Source organism: Pontibacter pudoricolor (genome assembly GCF_010092985.1).
Lineage (GTDB): Bacteria > Bacteroidota > Bacteroidia > Cytophagales > Hymenobacteraceae > Pontibacter > Pontibacter pudoricolor.
In genome coordinates, this window is the sequence record NZ_CP048106.1 from 1,506,886 (window position 1) to 1,522,521 (window position 15,636).

At 44.9% G+C, this 15,636-nt stretch carries 10 protein-coding genes; all 10 read right to left on the reverse strand.

Annotation, left to right across the window (positions count from 1 at the left end):
* The 10 genes from GSQ66_RS06515 to GSQ66_RS06560 all read right to left on the reverse strand — a co-directional run bounded on the left by GSQ66_RS06515 (position 1) and on the right by GSQ66_RS06560 (position 15,606).
* Complete coding sequence (locus GSQ66_RS06515; RefSeq protein ID WP_162426721.1) at positions 1 to 2,349, reverse strand: TonB-dependent receptor; 2,349 nt, start codon at positions 2,347 to 2,349, stop codon at positions 1 to 3.
* A 433-nt stretch (positions 2,350 to 2,782) separates the two neighbouring features.
* Positions 2,783 to 4,189 carry an alginate export family protein gene (locus GSQ66_RS06520; RefSeq protein WP_162426722.1) on the reverse strand — a complete coding sequence of 469 codons (1,407 nt, stop codon included), beginning with the start codon at positions 4,187 to 4,189 and terminating at the stop codon, positions 2,783 to 2,785.
* A gap of 48 nt (positions 4,190 to 4,237) precedes the next feature.
* Complete coding sequence (locus GSQ66_RS06525) at positions 4,238 to 4,864, reverse strand: SCO family protein (RefSeq protein WP_162426723.1); 627 nt, start codon at positions 4,862 to 4,864, stop codon at positions 4,238 to 4,240.
* 50 nt (positions 4,865 to 4,914) lie between these two features.
* Positions 4,915 to 5,700, reverse strand: coding sequence for a formylglycine-generating enzyme family protein (locus tag GSQ66_RS06530; RefSeq protein ID WP_238395842.1), 786 nt, complete (start codon positions 5,698 to 5,700; stop codon positions 4,915 to 4,917).
* An 11-nt stretch (positions 5,701 to 5,711) separates the two neighbouring features.
* The gene (gene nirK, locus GSQ66_RS06535) at positions 5,712 to 7,184 is read right to left on the reverse strand and encodes a copper-containing nitrite reductase (RefSeq protein WP_162426724.1); all 1,473 of its coding nucleotides are present in this window, start codon (positions 7,182 to 7,184) and stop codon (positions 5,712 to 5,714) included.
* A gap of 177 nt (positions 7,185 to 7,361) precedes the next feature.
* Positions 7,362 to 7,667, reverse strand: a complete 306-nt coding sequence (locus GSQ66_RS06540) for a hypothetical protein (protein ID WP_162426725.1) — start codon at positions 7,665 to 7,667, stop codon at positions 7,362 to 7,364.
* 187 nt (positions 7,668 to 7,854) lie between these two features.
* A complete protein-coding gene (locus tag GSQ66_RS06545; RefSeq protein WP_162426726.1) occupies positions 7,855 to 8,265 on the reverse strand; it encodes a response regulator in 411 nt (136 codons plus the stop codon).
* 83 nt (positions 8,266 to 8,348) lie between these two features.
* Positions 8,349 to 12,443, reverse strand: a complete 4,095-nt coding sequence (locus GSQ66_RS06550) for a chemotaxis protein CheB (RefSeq protein WP_162426727.1) — start codon at positions 12,441 to 12,443, stop codon at positions 8,349 to 8,351.
* 67 nt (positions 12,444 to 12,510) lie between these two features.
* A complete protein-coding gene (locus GSQ66_RS06555) occupies positions 12,511 to 14,064 on the reverse strand; it encodes a GAF domain-containing protein (RefSeq protein ID WP_162426728.1) in 1,554 nt (517 codons plus the stop codon).
* A 909-nt stretch (positions 14,065 to 14,973) separates the two neighbouring features.
* Positions 14,974 to 15,606: a response regulator gene (locus GSQ66_RS06560; protein ID WP_162426729.1), complete on the reverse strand. Its 633-nt coding sequence runs from the start codon at positions 15,604 to 15,606 to the stop codon at positions 14,974 to 14,976.
* Positions 15,607 to 15,636: the final 30 nt, after the last annotated feature.

A 15,636-nucleotide genomic window follows, 5' to 3' on the forward strand; every position in this document is an offset into this window, starting at 1 on the left:
CTAAAATTTAACATTAAAGTTGATTGACGGAACAGGCGCCCCCAGTACAGATAATTTGTAAGCTGAAGGTGATTCGCCATAATAGTGCTGGTACAGCATAGAATAAGCATTTTTACGGCCATAGACGTTATAAACCGATAGACTGCCGCTATATTCTGCCCTGTCTGTTTTAATAATCTCGCGGTTCAGCGATACATCCAGGCGATGATAATCCGGCATGCGCTGCTGGTTACGGCCTACATAGTTCGAGAATATCTGCCCCTGGTACCAGTACCACGAATCGGCTGCCGTTACAGGCCGGCCGGTAGTGTAAGTAAAGTTGCCGGATACCTTCCAGTTGGGCCATAAGTGGTAATCCACAAATACGTTCAGGTTCAGAGGCTTATCGTAGTTAGATGGATAATACTCGCCATCGTTTATAGTTTCGGCTTTGGTATTTCCCGCAATTTTGCGAAGCGAGCGCGAATACGTAAAGCTTACCCAGCCACGCATACGGCCCAGGTTTTTCTTAACAAGCCACTCCGACCCATAGGCATACCCATCGCCAAACAACAGATCCGATTCCAGCGACGGGTTTAACAGGATTGTTGCGCCATCTTTATAGTCTACCTGGTTGTAAAGTTTTTTATAGTACACTTCCCAGCTATACTCATACATGCTTTCGGGCTCCATAAAGAAATACCCTACCGATACCTGGTCCGATACCTGCGGCTCTATGTGCTTATTCGAAAGTTTCCACACATCGACTGGCGTAATAGCTGCCGTGTTAGAGATAAGCTGTATGTACTGGCGCGTTCTGCTATACCCAACTTTAAACGACGATGCATCAGATAAAGAATACTTGACCGAAGCGCGCGGCTCCAGACCGTGGTAGGTCTGCACAACATTCCCCGAACTATAGTACAGGGTATCTATTATGTTCAGGTCGCTGCGCGGCTTGCCCTCGGCATATACATAGGTGACAGATGGGCCTATTTTAGCGAAATGTGAATAGCGAAGCCCTACTGAAACAGAGAACTTATCGTTCAGCTTAAACTCATCGTTTATAAAAGCGACCGATTCCAGTCCTTTGTCATCCTGCGGTGTACGCCGGTTCAGGCTCGAAGTGCCATACGGTACCAGGTCACCGGGCTCTATGGTGTATAGCGATACTTCTGCACCAAAATCAACCTGGTGGTTCTCTTTCCCGAAATACCCGAAATCAACTTTAAACTGGCTAAGGTCTATGCCCGACTTCAGCTCAAATTCCTCACCTGTTGAGATGCCTTCTACTTTATTTTTGTAGATACTTTTAACGAGAGTAGCTGTACCTGTAAAATCGTTACTGAAAAGGTGATTCCACTTTAACGTGCCAAGCGTGTTGGTCCATTGGTAAGTTGTATCGTTCGGAAACTTAAAGCCATCGCCACTGTGGTATCCCGAGAAAGTCAGGCTGTTTTTCTCATCAAGCTTGTATTTGAATTTGAGGTTTCCGTCGTAAAAGTGGCCCGAGCTGTTTTTGATGTTCTTACTTGGGAAAAGCTTCATAACATACTTCGGGTAGGCACCTCTTAGCGCAACCAGCATCGTTAGTTTCTCCGATATCGGGCCATCCATGCTGAACTTGGCTGTAACCGGCGAAAGACCGATCTCATACTGCATTTTATCTTCGTTTCCATCGCGCAGACTTACATCCAATATCGACGAAATACGGCTGCCGTAACGCGCTGAAATACCACTGCGGTGCAGCGTAAAGCTTTTTAAAATATCGGGGTTATAAACCGAGAAGAAGCCGAATAAGTGATTGGAATTGAAGATCGGGGCATCGTCCATCAGTACCAGGTTCTGGTCGGCGCTGCCACCGCGCACAAAAAAACCGGATGTGCCTTCGCCGGCATTTACCACACCCGGCAGCGTCGATACCGTTCTGATCACATCGGCCTCTCCCAGTAACTTGGGCATACGGGTCATTAGTTTCTGATCGATGTAAGAGCTACCCATGTTGGTAGAGTTTACACCAGTTGTCGGGCGTGCGGTAACTTCCACTACCTTCAGGTCGAAGTTTCGGGGTACCAGCGTCAGTACAATGTCTTTGTCTTCGGCAACAACTATAGTTTCTTTAAAAGGAGCCATTCCAATAAACTGGCAGGTTACATTGTAAGTGCCTTTGTTCAGCATGATACTGAAGCGTCCCTGTTTATCGCTCAGCGCAGATTTATCCTGCGAGAAAACCACGTACGCTCCTTCCAGCCTTTCTCCCCAGGCACCTTTTACTGTACCCGTTATCTTATACTTCCTGCTGTCGGGCTGTTGTGCAAAGCCCTGCTGAACGAGCAATACAAGTAATAATATCAGAATTCTATGTTGCATATAGAAGATTTATAGGATCAAATATAAACTATAATCTATGTTTAAACAAAGACAGGTTGCCTCACCGGCAAAACTTCTGCAAACAGACTATTAATTATTGGTACACAATCAGAAATTCTATTCAGTGAGGCATCCACCTTATTCACAAATTTTAATACTGACTGAGTAAAAGAGAGCTAGGGACAGGGCACTATATTCAGCAGCACAAGCTTAGTAACAAACTATACCCTACTGACATGTGTGGCAATGGAATGAACTATAAAGCAAAACTGAATTTAGTTTTAAGATAGTCAGATTTTATTTACACCCTAGTATTTTCTTAAACCTGATTTAAAAAATATTCCATAACATAAGCTGTGCTAAGCGGCAAAAAAGCCGCCCCATTTACATAGAGCGGCTCTTGCAACTATAGCCTTGCTAGTTAAACTATAGTTTAGTTCTTCGCCAGAAAATCCGGGGTAAAATTCAGCATCAGGTAAGCCCACTGGCCACGGTCCTGTTTGGTTTTCGCCGGCGCTTTTAAAACATTAAGCTTATCGGTGGCAAAAATGGTGGCGTAACCTGCTTCTATGTTCACATTCTTTAATAAACTATAGTTTACTACCAGATCCAACTCTGTTCCCAGTCTTCTATCTGAACCAGTTGATCCGGTTGGATTAATTTCGCTGTCAGCAATTTTATTGGCAGCGTAAAACGCGTGCAGGTCCAGGGCAACTATAAGCTTGTCGCTAGCCTTGAATTTGTTCCTGATAAAATAATCAACTAATCCGGGTGAGCGGGTTAAGTTACCGTCTACGCCAAACGGATCGGCCACGTAAAAGTAGTCCATGAAGCCCCAGAACTTGTGCGGCGTACCATACAGCGGATCGAAACGATGGTTCACGCTGCTTTGTCTGGTAGTGTTGTTACCTGAGAGAAAATCGAAACCGGGATTTGTAGTGAACTTGCCTGAACTATAGCTCACGTCTGCGGTCAGGTTATAAGCATCCAAGGTGTTGCCCAATTTGTCGTTGTTGCCCTGGTAATAGGCCGCAGCGTTAACACCAACCTTATCTGTTATTTTAGAGAAAACCGCGCCGCCTACTGTAATTCTGCTGTTTACGCCAGTTACCGGGGTAATTATCCCATCTATAGTTTGGGTCTTCTGGAAATCGTCTTTAAACAGTAGCCCGGTCACCTTACCATATTTCATAGTTTTGGCGGCATACAGGTACTGCATCGATTTATACATCATCCCTATTCCGTTGGTACCCGGCACTACAGGAGCTATTGGCGTGCCGTTATAGATGTTGCCATTTTTACCGGGAGTATCTTTTCCGTGATTCTGATTAAAGGCAAAACCCGCATCAGCAGCCCAGCCTTTGTGGCTAAATTTTACAACTATAGCATCGTGACGCCGGGCCTGCTGCAGCCAATCCAGGTTGCCAAGTAATCGCGAGTCGTCGTACAAAATCTCCTGCCGGCCGGCCTTTATGGAGAGATTCTCTACATTTATAGTGGCAGAATCGCTCAGGATCATTTCGCCCCATGCCTGGTGCAGAAAAAGCTTACTACCTTCGAGGTTACTTATAGTTGATTGATCGGAACCCCACACACGCACATCCTGCACCGATACAAAAATACGGTACTTGTCTGCATTATAGCCCAGGTTCAGGCGGGTGCGCTGGCTGGTAAAAACACTTGTTTTGGCTTCTTTGGCTGGTAATGTTCCCTGGCCGTCGCGCAGTTCAGTTCTGGTGCGTAGTTGCCCTGTAAGGGATAGTTGTGCGCTGGCCGTATGTTGCAGCAACAGAAAGCCCGCTCCCGTACAAAAGAGCGCTTTAAGTAGATTTCTTTTCATAAGAGAGATTATTAGGATTGCGCTTCTTCCGGGTGTCAGGCCTATAGTTTAAATATTCTGGAGGAGCCCGTCAATGGTTTTCACGGTTTCGTCCGGGTCTTTGCCCAAGCCTTCCTGCTGGTGTATGATCTCGCCACCGGCATTCAGCACAGTTATGATATTGGAGTGAGCAATTTCGCCTTTGCCACCGTTTTTATATTTCATGTTAAGCAGCACAGCAAGTTCCTGTATGTTCATTTCGCTGCTGGTCAGTAAGATCCAGCGTTCAGGGTCAAGGTTATTATCTGCTGCAAACTGTTTTAATTTGGCTGGCGTATCATTTTCCGGGTCCATCGTTACCAGCACAATACCTACTTCCCCATTTTTATAGTTGTCGAGTTTGGCTTCTATTCGCTTTAAGTCGGCAACAATGCGCGGGCAGGCATAAGTACAATTGGTGTACATCATGGCCACCAGCTGCACTTTTCCATTTAGCTGCACCAGCTTTATAGTTTCATTGTCTTCAGTCTGCCACTCCGACTCCAGGTTGTAAAGCGATATATCAGACAGTTCCGTATCGGCAACTATAGTTGCTTCTGCATTCTGGTGTGCGCCATGCGCTTCGGTCGTGTTTGTGTCAGAGCATGCGCTTAGCGCCAGGCCTAACAGTATGCTGAGTGGTAACAGGTATTTCATGGAGGCGTTTCTTTAAAATTGATTACTAAGTTCAGGAAGGCTTACTTTTATCAGATGCTTTTGGCGCAACGGAAACCCAGGTTGGCAACCGTATAATTGGCTTTAAGACTGGAACGGAATGCGTAGCGCATAAAGGCCACATAGTTCTTCACATCCTTCGCTCCGTCAGATCCTGATCCGCAGAACAGCTGCCTGTCCATGGTTACATCTGCCCTCGATTCACCGACCACCATAGCCGAGTTAAAGTTCTGGGTCCATTCCCATACCAAACCGATCATGCCATGCAATCCATAGTAGTTTCGGAAGCTTTCCTTAACCGGTGGCAGGTAAGCTGGGTTTGGCTTGCTGTACCATTCAATACTGCGCTGGTAAAACTTTGCATCGTTTGCAGCGTTGGCTTTGGTTTCGCTGGCAAGTGCGGCGTACTCCCATTCTTCTACAGTTGCCAGTCTTTTGCCCTGGCACTCGCAGTAGGCTTTTGCTGAAAACCACGACACATTTACAACCGGGCTGTTCTGAATTTTGGCAGCGTTAGGTCCTAAACTAAGGTCACCGTCCCACTTCTTCAGGTAGTTTTCGTCGGCAAACAGTTTCTTGACAGCTGACTTTCGCCACTTCGGGTATTTATTTACAAATGCAAGGTATTCGGCATTGGTAACCGGGTATACATCCATCAGAAAAGTCTTCACTTTTACCGGAATGGAATCGCTCCCGTAAAGGGGCACAAAAGTACCACCCTTTACATTTACCATGTTTTTCGGGAGTGACTTTTGTGCCTGCACATTACAGCAGACTCCTACCAACAGTATCAACAAAAACAGTCTGTGGAATATCATCTTTTAGTTAATTAGTGCTTATAGTTAGCTTTAGCTTTGCCTACCTGGGCAGGTGTAATTTCGCCGCCTTTGTTGCCCCACTTGTTCATCACGTAGGTCATCACGTTGGCAATTTCTTCGTCAGATAGTTTAAGCTTTGGCATGGTACTGTTGTATAATTCACCGTTCACTTTTATCTGTCCTTCCAGACCGTGAGCTACCACACCTATGGCTCTGTTCACGTCGGCGTTCAGGTAATCAGACTTGGCAAGCGGAGGGAAAGCTCCTTTTATACCTTGTCCTTCGGCCTGGTGACAAGCCTGGCAGTTCTGGGCATAAAGTGTCTTACCTAATTCCAGACGCATGTCTTTGTTAGATGCCAGGGCTACTGCAGGGGCCTTAGACTTAGGCATTTCCTGTACTGTAGAACCCTCCGGCTGGTAAATTTTCTGAACAATCTGGCCAGAGTAGATTTTCTTGTCTTCGTTACCTTCTACCTTAAGCATACCCAGGGCACCTTTGTTAAAGGCTCTGAAGATAGAGTGGTCTACCAGTACATAGTTACCCGGTACATCGGCTTTAAACTCTGTAATGGCAGCGCCACCGGCAGGTACTAAAGTGGTCTGTATGTTTTCGTTGATGGTAGAACCGCCTTCAGCATATACTTTGTCGAAGATCTCACCGATCACGTGGAAGGAAGAGATCAGGTTAGGGCCACCGTTACCAACAAACAGACGAACGTTTTCACCTACTTTAGCGGTCAGGGCATTGTCGCCGGTAAGGGCACCTACCGAGCCGTTAAACACTACGTAAGACGGATTTTCATCTAATGCTTTCTGCATATCAAATGGCTGCAGACCAGGTACTCCAAAGTCTCCTTTTGTATAGAAGTCGCCCTGCATTACATAGTATTCTTTATCTACTTTAGGAAGTCCTTCCTCGGGCTCAACCAGGATAAGGCCATACATACCGTTTGCAATGTGCATCCCTACTGGGGCAGTAGCGCAATGGTACACATACAAACCAGGGTTAAGCGCCTTAAAGCTGAAAACTGTTTCCTGGCCGGGAGCGGTAAAGGTAGAGGCCGCACCACCACCAGGGCCGGATACAGCGTGCAGGTCAATGTTGTGCGGGTTTTTGCTGTCCGGGTGGTTCATCAGGTGAAACTCTACCTCGTCGTTCTGGCGGATACGGATAAATTTACCCGGTACAGAGCCCCCAAAGGTCCAGAAGGTATAGTCTACGCCATCGGCCATTTTCTTAACTACTTCTGTTACCTCCAGCTTAACTACTACTTTAGCAGCATGCTTACGGGTTATAGGTGCAGGCACGTTCGGGGCATCTGTCAGTTCTGCCATTATGGTTGGCATTTCTGCTGGTGCCGTTTCTTTTGTCTGAGCGGCTTCGGCCTGCGTTGTCTGGGAGCTGCAAGAGCTTAGTATACCGATGCTGTAAATTCCGATTGCCAGCAGCTGTACTACTTTAGTAATTGTAGAGGTTTTCATGATGAATCAGTTAGTTGATTTCTGGAAGCAAAGTAACTTCGTAAAATCCACTACAGTTATGACTGTAGTCATAAACCAAAATGACATACATCACTAAACATACTTTTCCTGAACATACCCGGAACTATAGTTACCGGATATGCCCTCTTGTCATACAACTGTAAACAGGAATGCGTTTTATTCAAAGTTCAGCGTAACCGCAAAGGTGCTTTCCGGATTATCAGCAGAAATGTTTACAGCCATGTGATCGTAGAAAACAAACTTCTCCCCGATGGTTATTTCTTCTTCGGTATTGTGTTGCGAGGGTTGCACATGTTTGCTGTAGATGGGAACATCCTTTTCATCTATAACAGTTAGTTTTAATTCTCCGTCAGGGAATGGCCACTCCTGTACGGTTAATGTCTTAAGCTCCAGGCTTCTGGTGCCTTCAGTGCCATGCAGGCGCAACGTAGCGTTATAGTTCGTCAGTGTAATAGTTTTCATAGTTCTGCAGTTGGTACACCTTTATACATAAGGCTGAAACGCTTTTATGTTACACCCGACTGCTTGCCTTGCGCCTGTTTTAGTAAAAGCAGGTAATAAAGGAAACAGCTATAGTTGCCTGCACTATAAAAAGCAAAAGGCCTTACTCTAAGGAAAGGCCTTAATGTTTCATAACTATAGTTCTTGTTTAGTTAAAATGCTTTTGTATCAGGAGCTCCAGGTTTTCTTTTGTAAGCGGTTTGCTTATAAATTCATTCACACCAAACTGTTTTACCTTTTCAATATCGCGCGGATCAAGCGAAGTAGTGAGCACAGCAATAATCACTGAACTATAGTCGAAGCCCTCTACCGTTTGCAGCATCTCCAGGAACTTAAAACCATCCATCACAGGCATATTAATATCAAGCAGGATAAGATTGGGTACCGGGTTTGCACCTTCTGATGCAGGACATCTTTCTATTAACAGGTCTAATGCCTCTTTGCCATTCTGCGCTATTAATAATTCATCAGTAAGTCCTGCCCTGTTAATTATGAGCTTGCTGATGTAGTTTGTGGTCTCATCATCATCAACCAGCAATATGGATGGAATCTTCTTCATTCAATAAATCAGGCAAATAAAAACGCAACCTATAGCTACCGAATGGGCTTATGTTTTCGGTGGCTGGTTTAAAATGATAGTTCTCAGGCTTTAAAATATAATTTAAATGTGGTTCCTTCTCCTTCCCTGCTAATCACATCTATAGAGCCGTTCGCATTGTCTATTAATCGCTTCACAATATACAATCCCATACCCGTACCGTCAACATGCGAGTGAAAACGTTTGAAAAGAATGAACAATTTAGCTATATTTTCTTTACTGATCCCCAGGCCGTTGTCCTTTACACTCAGCATAACATAGCCATCGGCCCGTTCTGTTTTCAATACGATTTTAGGTGGCCTGTTCCTGGCTTTATATTTAACAGCGTTGCTAATAAGGTTATAAAGTACACTATGCAGGTTTTTCTTTGAGAAGTTTATTTGCGGGGCATTATCAAAATCAAATTCGATTTCGGCGTGCTCACTGTCAATAAACTCCTGCATATTTTCCTTAACATCTTCAAAAACCTCCTGCACGTTCACCACCTCCACTTCACCGTCAATGTTGCGCTGTACTTTGGCAATGTCAGTCAGGTCTTTTATTACATTCTTAAACCTGGTTATAGCGCCTTTCATCATCTCGAAAACCGGCTGCGTTGGTTCGCCCGGCAAAGGCCCCGCCGATTCAATCTGGTCTTCGAGCAGCAGCATTAAACCTTCTATGTTACCTATCGGCGATTTAAGATCATGCGACGCCGTGTACACAAATGTATCCAGGTCCTCTATAACGCGCAGTAAGTGCTCATTTGTTTGCTGGAGCTCCTCCTGTGTATTTTTCAGGTCGGTCAGGTCTATAAAAGAGCCGAGCACACGGTAGGGCATCTGGTACTCGTTATGCATAATATAAGCCCTGTTAGACACATATGCATAAGAACCATCGTATTTCTGAAGCCTGTACTCCCCTGACCACTGATCTTTGCCTGTATTAATGGCTTTGTTAATTCCGTTCAGTACATCCTCGCGCTCATCAGGGTGCACCAGCTTTAACCAGCCTTCCATGCCCTGCCCCATTTCTTCGTTTTCGTAACCCAGCAGTGTTTTCAGGTTATCACTCCACCATATCTCGTTATCTACCAGGTTCCAGTCCCAGACCACATCATTCGTAGCCATCGAAACCATCCTGAAACGTTCTTCGCTGGAAGCCAGGGCACGGGTGCGCTCATTTACTCTTAACTCCAGCTCGTTATTCAGTTTAATAAGGTTTTCTTCAGCTATTTTAAGTTCTTCATAAGCCATCAGCACCTTATCTTCACTGGTTTTCTTTTCGGTGATGTCGGCCATGGTTACGGTTATGCCATCTCCCATTTTAACTGCAGCAATCTCGTACCAGACTTTCTCGCCTTTAATTTCCAGTTGCTGCTCTATATGTATAGGCTGGTCAGTTTCTACTACTTTTATAAACTTACGCAACAGTCCACTCTTTTTCAGGAATGGCATAACCTGCAGCACACTGGTGTTTAATAGATCAGCCTGCGATTGCCCCAGCATGCTTTCTGTTTTGTTGTTTAATATAGTCCAGTTAAAGTCAGCAATTTCCTGCTTTTCATCTCGTACCGCCCGGAAAGCCATGATACTGTTAAGCGAACTGTTTAGTACGCCCTGCACTACATTGCTCAGTGTTTTAGAAGTAGTTACATCTACAAAACTAACCACTACACCATCTTTATTGCCGTCATGTTTCAGGTAAGGGATAATGCGCATCAGGTAAAATTTACCGTCAGTGGTTTCTACTTCCTGTTCAATATCTACCGACGTGTTATTTACCTTTTTAATATCCTCAATTAAGCGGCTGTATTTAAGGTTATGTGACAGGTGATGGATCGGCCTGCCAAGGTCGCTGTCTATAATATTAATCAGGCCATCTATAGACGGCGTAAATTTGCGGATAACCAGGAAGTGATCTACGAAGAGCTGCCCTACATTGGAACTCCTGATATAGTTGTCCAGGTCTTCGTTAAGCTCCTGCAGTTCTTTTATTTTTAGCTGATGTTCGGAGTTTACAGTGTGCAGTTCTTCGTTCAGCGACTGCATTTCTTCGTTAGAGCTTTGCAGTTCCTCATTCGATGACATGAGTTCCTCGTTGGTGCTCTGCAGTTCTTCGTTAGCGGTGCTCAGGTCCTGTACCGTTAACTGAAGGCTTTCACGGGCATCTTTCAGCTCTGTTTCCAGGGAAGTAAGCTGCTGGTAATAATCTGTGTCCGAAACAAAGCTAAGGTCTGTCACTTTTGGTATCGGGGCTACTTCTCCCATTTCCTGCAACAGGATAAGAATAACTTTGGGCTGCCCCTTGTCCATAACTATAGGCCGGATAGAAACATGCACCATCTGCTCCTTTTTACCCAACTTTACAGCTACCTGGCGGGCAATTACTTTACGGTCCTGCTTTATTGCCTTCCGGATGCCAACACTCAGCGTAACAGCCAGTTCTTCGGGCACCATTTTCAGCAGGTTAAAGTGCAGGCGCTTGTCCGGGAATTTCAGGAAACGGTTAATATCGCCGATGCCGTGCAGCAACTGGTAATTTTCATCTACATAAAGGCCGGTGACCTTAAAGTCTTCGGCAACGGCATCCATAAAACCATTGTTATACTGCACCACAGGCGAATTTTTGGCCTTCGCAATATGATCCTGGTAGCCGGCACTGTTTGTATAGTCTGTGATACCGTACGATTGCTTTATGCCTTTGCTTTCCTTTATTTTCCTGAAGAGCTTCCACTTTCTGTTCTCTTCCGAGAAAAAGGGCTTCATTTCGCCGATGTGCTCGCTTGGCCCCAGCAGCAGGTAGCCACCCAGGTTAAGTGCATACGGGAAAAGCGAAAGGACTTTATTCTGCAGGCTTGAGTTCAGGTAAATGAGCATATTGCGGCACGTGATCAGGTCGATCTTGCTGTAAGGCGGATCTTTCTGAAGGTCGTGCTGTGCAAAGACAACCATTTTCCGGATATCATCATGTATGCAATAGCGGTTTGCTTTGCGCACAAAGAACTTTTCCAGCCGTTCTGCCGATACTTGCTTTGCAATGGATAGCGGGTAACTGCCTTTGGACGCTTCTGTAATGGCCTGCTGGTCGATATCGGTGGCAAAAAGCTTAACATTTGGCTCCTGCTCTAATTTATCGTAAGCCTCCCTGAAAAGGATGGCAAGAGAATACACTTCTTCGCCGGTACTGCAGGCGGCAACCCATACTTTTACAGCTTCATTCGCTTCTTTCCCGGAAATTATAGTTGGTATAACCTCCTGCTCCAGTAGCTCAAAGGCCTCCGGGTCGCGGAAAAAGCTGGTTACATTTATAAAGAATTCCTGGCAAAGCTTTTTGATCTCAGCCGGATTGTCATGCAGAAAATCGAGGTACGATTTCATGTTTTTCACCTTCAGGTGATCCATGCGCTTGCGAATCCGGCGGTTTATAGTTGCCTCTTTATAGTTGGTAAAGTCGGTTTGGGTATGGATACAGATAAGGTCAAGTATCTCTTTAAATATGTCCTCGTCTTCGCCCTGTAAGTCTTGTTCTATTAAATTCTTCACCAGCGGTATTTTACGGGTGTACTCCATTATCTCCTCAGGCATGTTCTCTGGAGGCAGCACATAATCAACAAATCCGGCATCTATGGCACTGCGTGGCATACCGTCGAATTTAGCAGTGGCCGGGTCCTGCACTACAACCATTCCACCAGCCTTCTTTATAGCTTTCGCGCCTTTGGTACCATCTGTTCCGGTACCCGACAAAACTATACCAATAGCAAGTTTGCCGCGTGCCTTGGCAATAGATTCGAAAAAAAGATCGATTGCAAAATTCGGCTCCCGGCTGCGGGTTTTATCTTCCAGGCGAAGGCGGCCATGCTCTATAGTTAATTGTTTGCCACTTGGCAGAACATACACACAGTTTGGCCTTGTAAACATATTGTCTTCTGCCTCCTGTACCTGCATGCTGGTATGTTTGCTCAGTAATTCAGCCATCAGGCTTTTATGATCCGGCGAAAGGTGTTGTATAATTACAAAGGAAAAACTGGAGTTATTCGGAAAATGATCGAACAGTTTATGGATGGCCTCTAACCCACCTGCAGAGGCGCCGATACCTACCAGGTAATGATCTGTAGGTTTAGTGTCTTTGTTAGTTTTCAGTGTATTAGTTGATGCCATACTATGCGTTGATCTGTTTGCTTTCCGGGGAAGGTGGTATTATGATATCAGTGCTGTTAACCTATAGTTAGTATCTTCCCTTTAGCAGCTTTTCAAGTAGTGCATTACGCAAGGTATCGGCCGCGGTAAGCTCCTCCTTCTGCCACGGGGCAGATGTATTCTTAACTGTTTCTTTATAGATATGGAAGGAGTTACGCGGATGATAGCTCTTTCCATCAGGCTCCATCTGGATGGCATTGTTAGGGTCGCCGCCCCAGCTTACAGTCTGTATAAGCTCCGGCCTGAAGCCAAGTACAAATTCTCCCTGTTCGGCATTAACAGGAATAGCAATAAGGCCACTGGCCACCTCTTTATAGTCTTTGCTATGCGGATATTCTGACGGCAACGAATTGGTTACATACATTCCATCTGTTTTTGTGCGACGTAACCATGAGAGCAATTCCTTTACTTCCTGATTATTGGGAGTTATGCCTTTGGTCCATGTATTCCCTTCCGATGCTACTACTGCGCCCGAAAGCGACAACAGGTCCAGTATCGTAATGTCACCATCCAGCAGTCCTTCAGCAAAGTTAGACGATGTGTAAAGCTGCTCCATTAGCTTTAAATGGATGTTGCGTAGCTGCACCCGAAGTTCCATGTGCTCTTCTTTCTGCTTTGCCTCCAATTGTACTGAAAGTATGTCTGAGAGCAACTCCATTGCTGAACGAAGTTCGTACCTCGGGTATTTTGCCGTTTTATGGTGGCAGGAAATAAGCCCCCATAGCTTGCCTTCGATGATGATCGGGAGCGACATAGAAGCCGTGATCTTCATATTGGCCAGGTACTCTAAATGCACGTTGGCAACACTGCGCAGGTTGGTTTCAGAAAGATCGGTAAAACGTTGCGTAACAGGGTTGATGACCGGCACAAGGCGTACGGGCGTATAGTTGCGGTTAGGAATCAGGCGGTAAGGGTTACGGAAGTAAAGGTCGCGGGCCTGCTTGGGCACATCTGAGGCCGGAAAGCGAAGCCCCATGTAATCATCCATATCAGCTTCTTTCGCCTGCCCTATAACTATACCATTCCACTGTGTGTCGAACTGGTAAACAAGCACTTTGTCAAAACCTGTAAACTTCTTGAATTCTTCTGAAAAACGCTGTGCAAGTTCCTGCACCGTACCCGATTGTTTAAGAAGTGTGGTTATATATTTTATATCGCGGTAAAGGCTCGTAAAATGCTCTGTTCCAATTGCCGTATTTTCTTCCAGTTCAACCAGTATATAATCATCCTGCGGCAGCACTACTGCATCGAACGTCTTTTGTATGCCCTGCGCCAAAAATGGTAAGGTAAACGGAATCTTGTCCTGGCTGGCCTGGCCTGCTATTTTTGCCACTAGCTCTTCGTGTTTCTCCTGCGGAACGTAGGCAGAGAGTGGCTGCCCCAGTAATTCGTCAACTGAAACTGACAGTAAATCTCCGGCATTCTCACTTATCTGCAAGATCCTGTAGTCATTTTTTTCCAGCACCAGCAACACGCCATGTGGCTGTACCAGGTTTACCAGATGTAGCGGTATAGTTCCGCACATCTCGGAATCATAATTCTTATTTATTGTAATATTGATAGGTGCAGTTTTTTTGTCCATCGTTTTTTATAAAGGGTAATCTGCCCGACTGAGCAAATAGTAATCATATTCACTAACCACTTTGAACCAGAAGTAAAGCAGTTAATTATAATATTGTTTACAGTTTTACTCATGCACAACAGCGAATATGGTATACCCCAGTTTAAAGATATTACTAAAACAGAAAAAATCAGCGGTTTTCTACCCAATTTATAGCATCATTTCTCAAAACGAATCTGAGAAATTGCACCTCTGTTGCCATTAAACCCTGCAACTCACTGCCGATTTTGTCGCCAAAGCTGCCCGGTTTTGCTACATGAATAAAATTCTGAAGGCCAATGTGTTTCATTTTTCGTACCCATATACGGGAAAACCAGTCAATAGTATCAAACCAAACTGATTTGATGTTACTGCAATCGTTCACCAACGTTATACAGGTATTCGTTTCGCACCATTCTACCACCCAGTTCATCACCGGCTCTACCTGTGTTTTTGTAGAGTAACCATGCCATTCTGCAACTATAGTCATTGGGGTAGACAGGTAAGTTACCTTGCAATATATTCTGCCAAATTCATTCCTGAACTCTTGCGCTGGTGTAGGTGCATTGGCAGCAGACTTTATGTGATTTTGAGATATGGTCAGGGCGCTGAAGATTAAAATTTCATAACAGAAATATGCTGCTATGTTACCACGCTACCAGACGTTTTACTACCTGCACTTAAAGTTAATAAAGGAGGAACCGGAGGCTGCCCGGTTAAAAAAAACTTCTGATAGCTGCCAGATACAAAGATAGCCCGGCGAAGTGTATGAAACAGAAAGGACAACATTAAAGCTGTGTCAGGAATAAATTTAAACTTGTGTCGTAAAAAATACGACACAAGTTTAAGTGAAACTATAGTTCTGTTGCGAACTTATAGTTGATGACCGGTCTATGCCAGTTCATTTTCAAGGCAATAACGGATCAGGTCTGTGTTGGACGTGAATTTCATTTTCTCGAAAATACGGTTTCGATACGTATTAACGGTGCTCAGGGTAATACTCAGGTTCTCAGCTATACTTTTAAGCGATTCGCCTTCTGCTATTTTACATAGGATCTGGAATTCACGGTCAGATAATATCTCATGAGCAGCATCGGGTTTGCCATTGTTTACCACCGTTTCAGCAAGCAACTCAGCCAGCGAAGCCGAAATATACTTGTTCCCGTTCCATATTTTCTGGATGGCTGCTACCAACTCATCACCTGCACTTTCTTTCGAAAGATAACCGGATGCACCGGCTTTCAGTGACCGTAAAGCATAGGTTTTTTCGGGGTACATGCTCAGGATCAGTACCGGTATATTCGGGTAAAGACGCTTCATGTCCAACAGCACATCGAGCCCGCTTTTAACAGGCATATTAATATCCAGCACAACAAAGTTTGCCTGGCTTTTTTTCAGCTTATTAAGCACTTCCGCTCCATTCACAGCTTCGGCAACTACGGTAATATTTGGTTCGTCTTTCAGCACTTTCTTCAGTCCTTCCCTGATCAGCACGTAGTCATCTGCGATCAACAATTTAATCATTCTTTCTCTTGGGTATTCTAATTTCTAAAT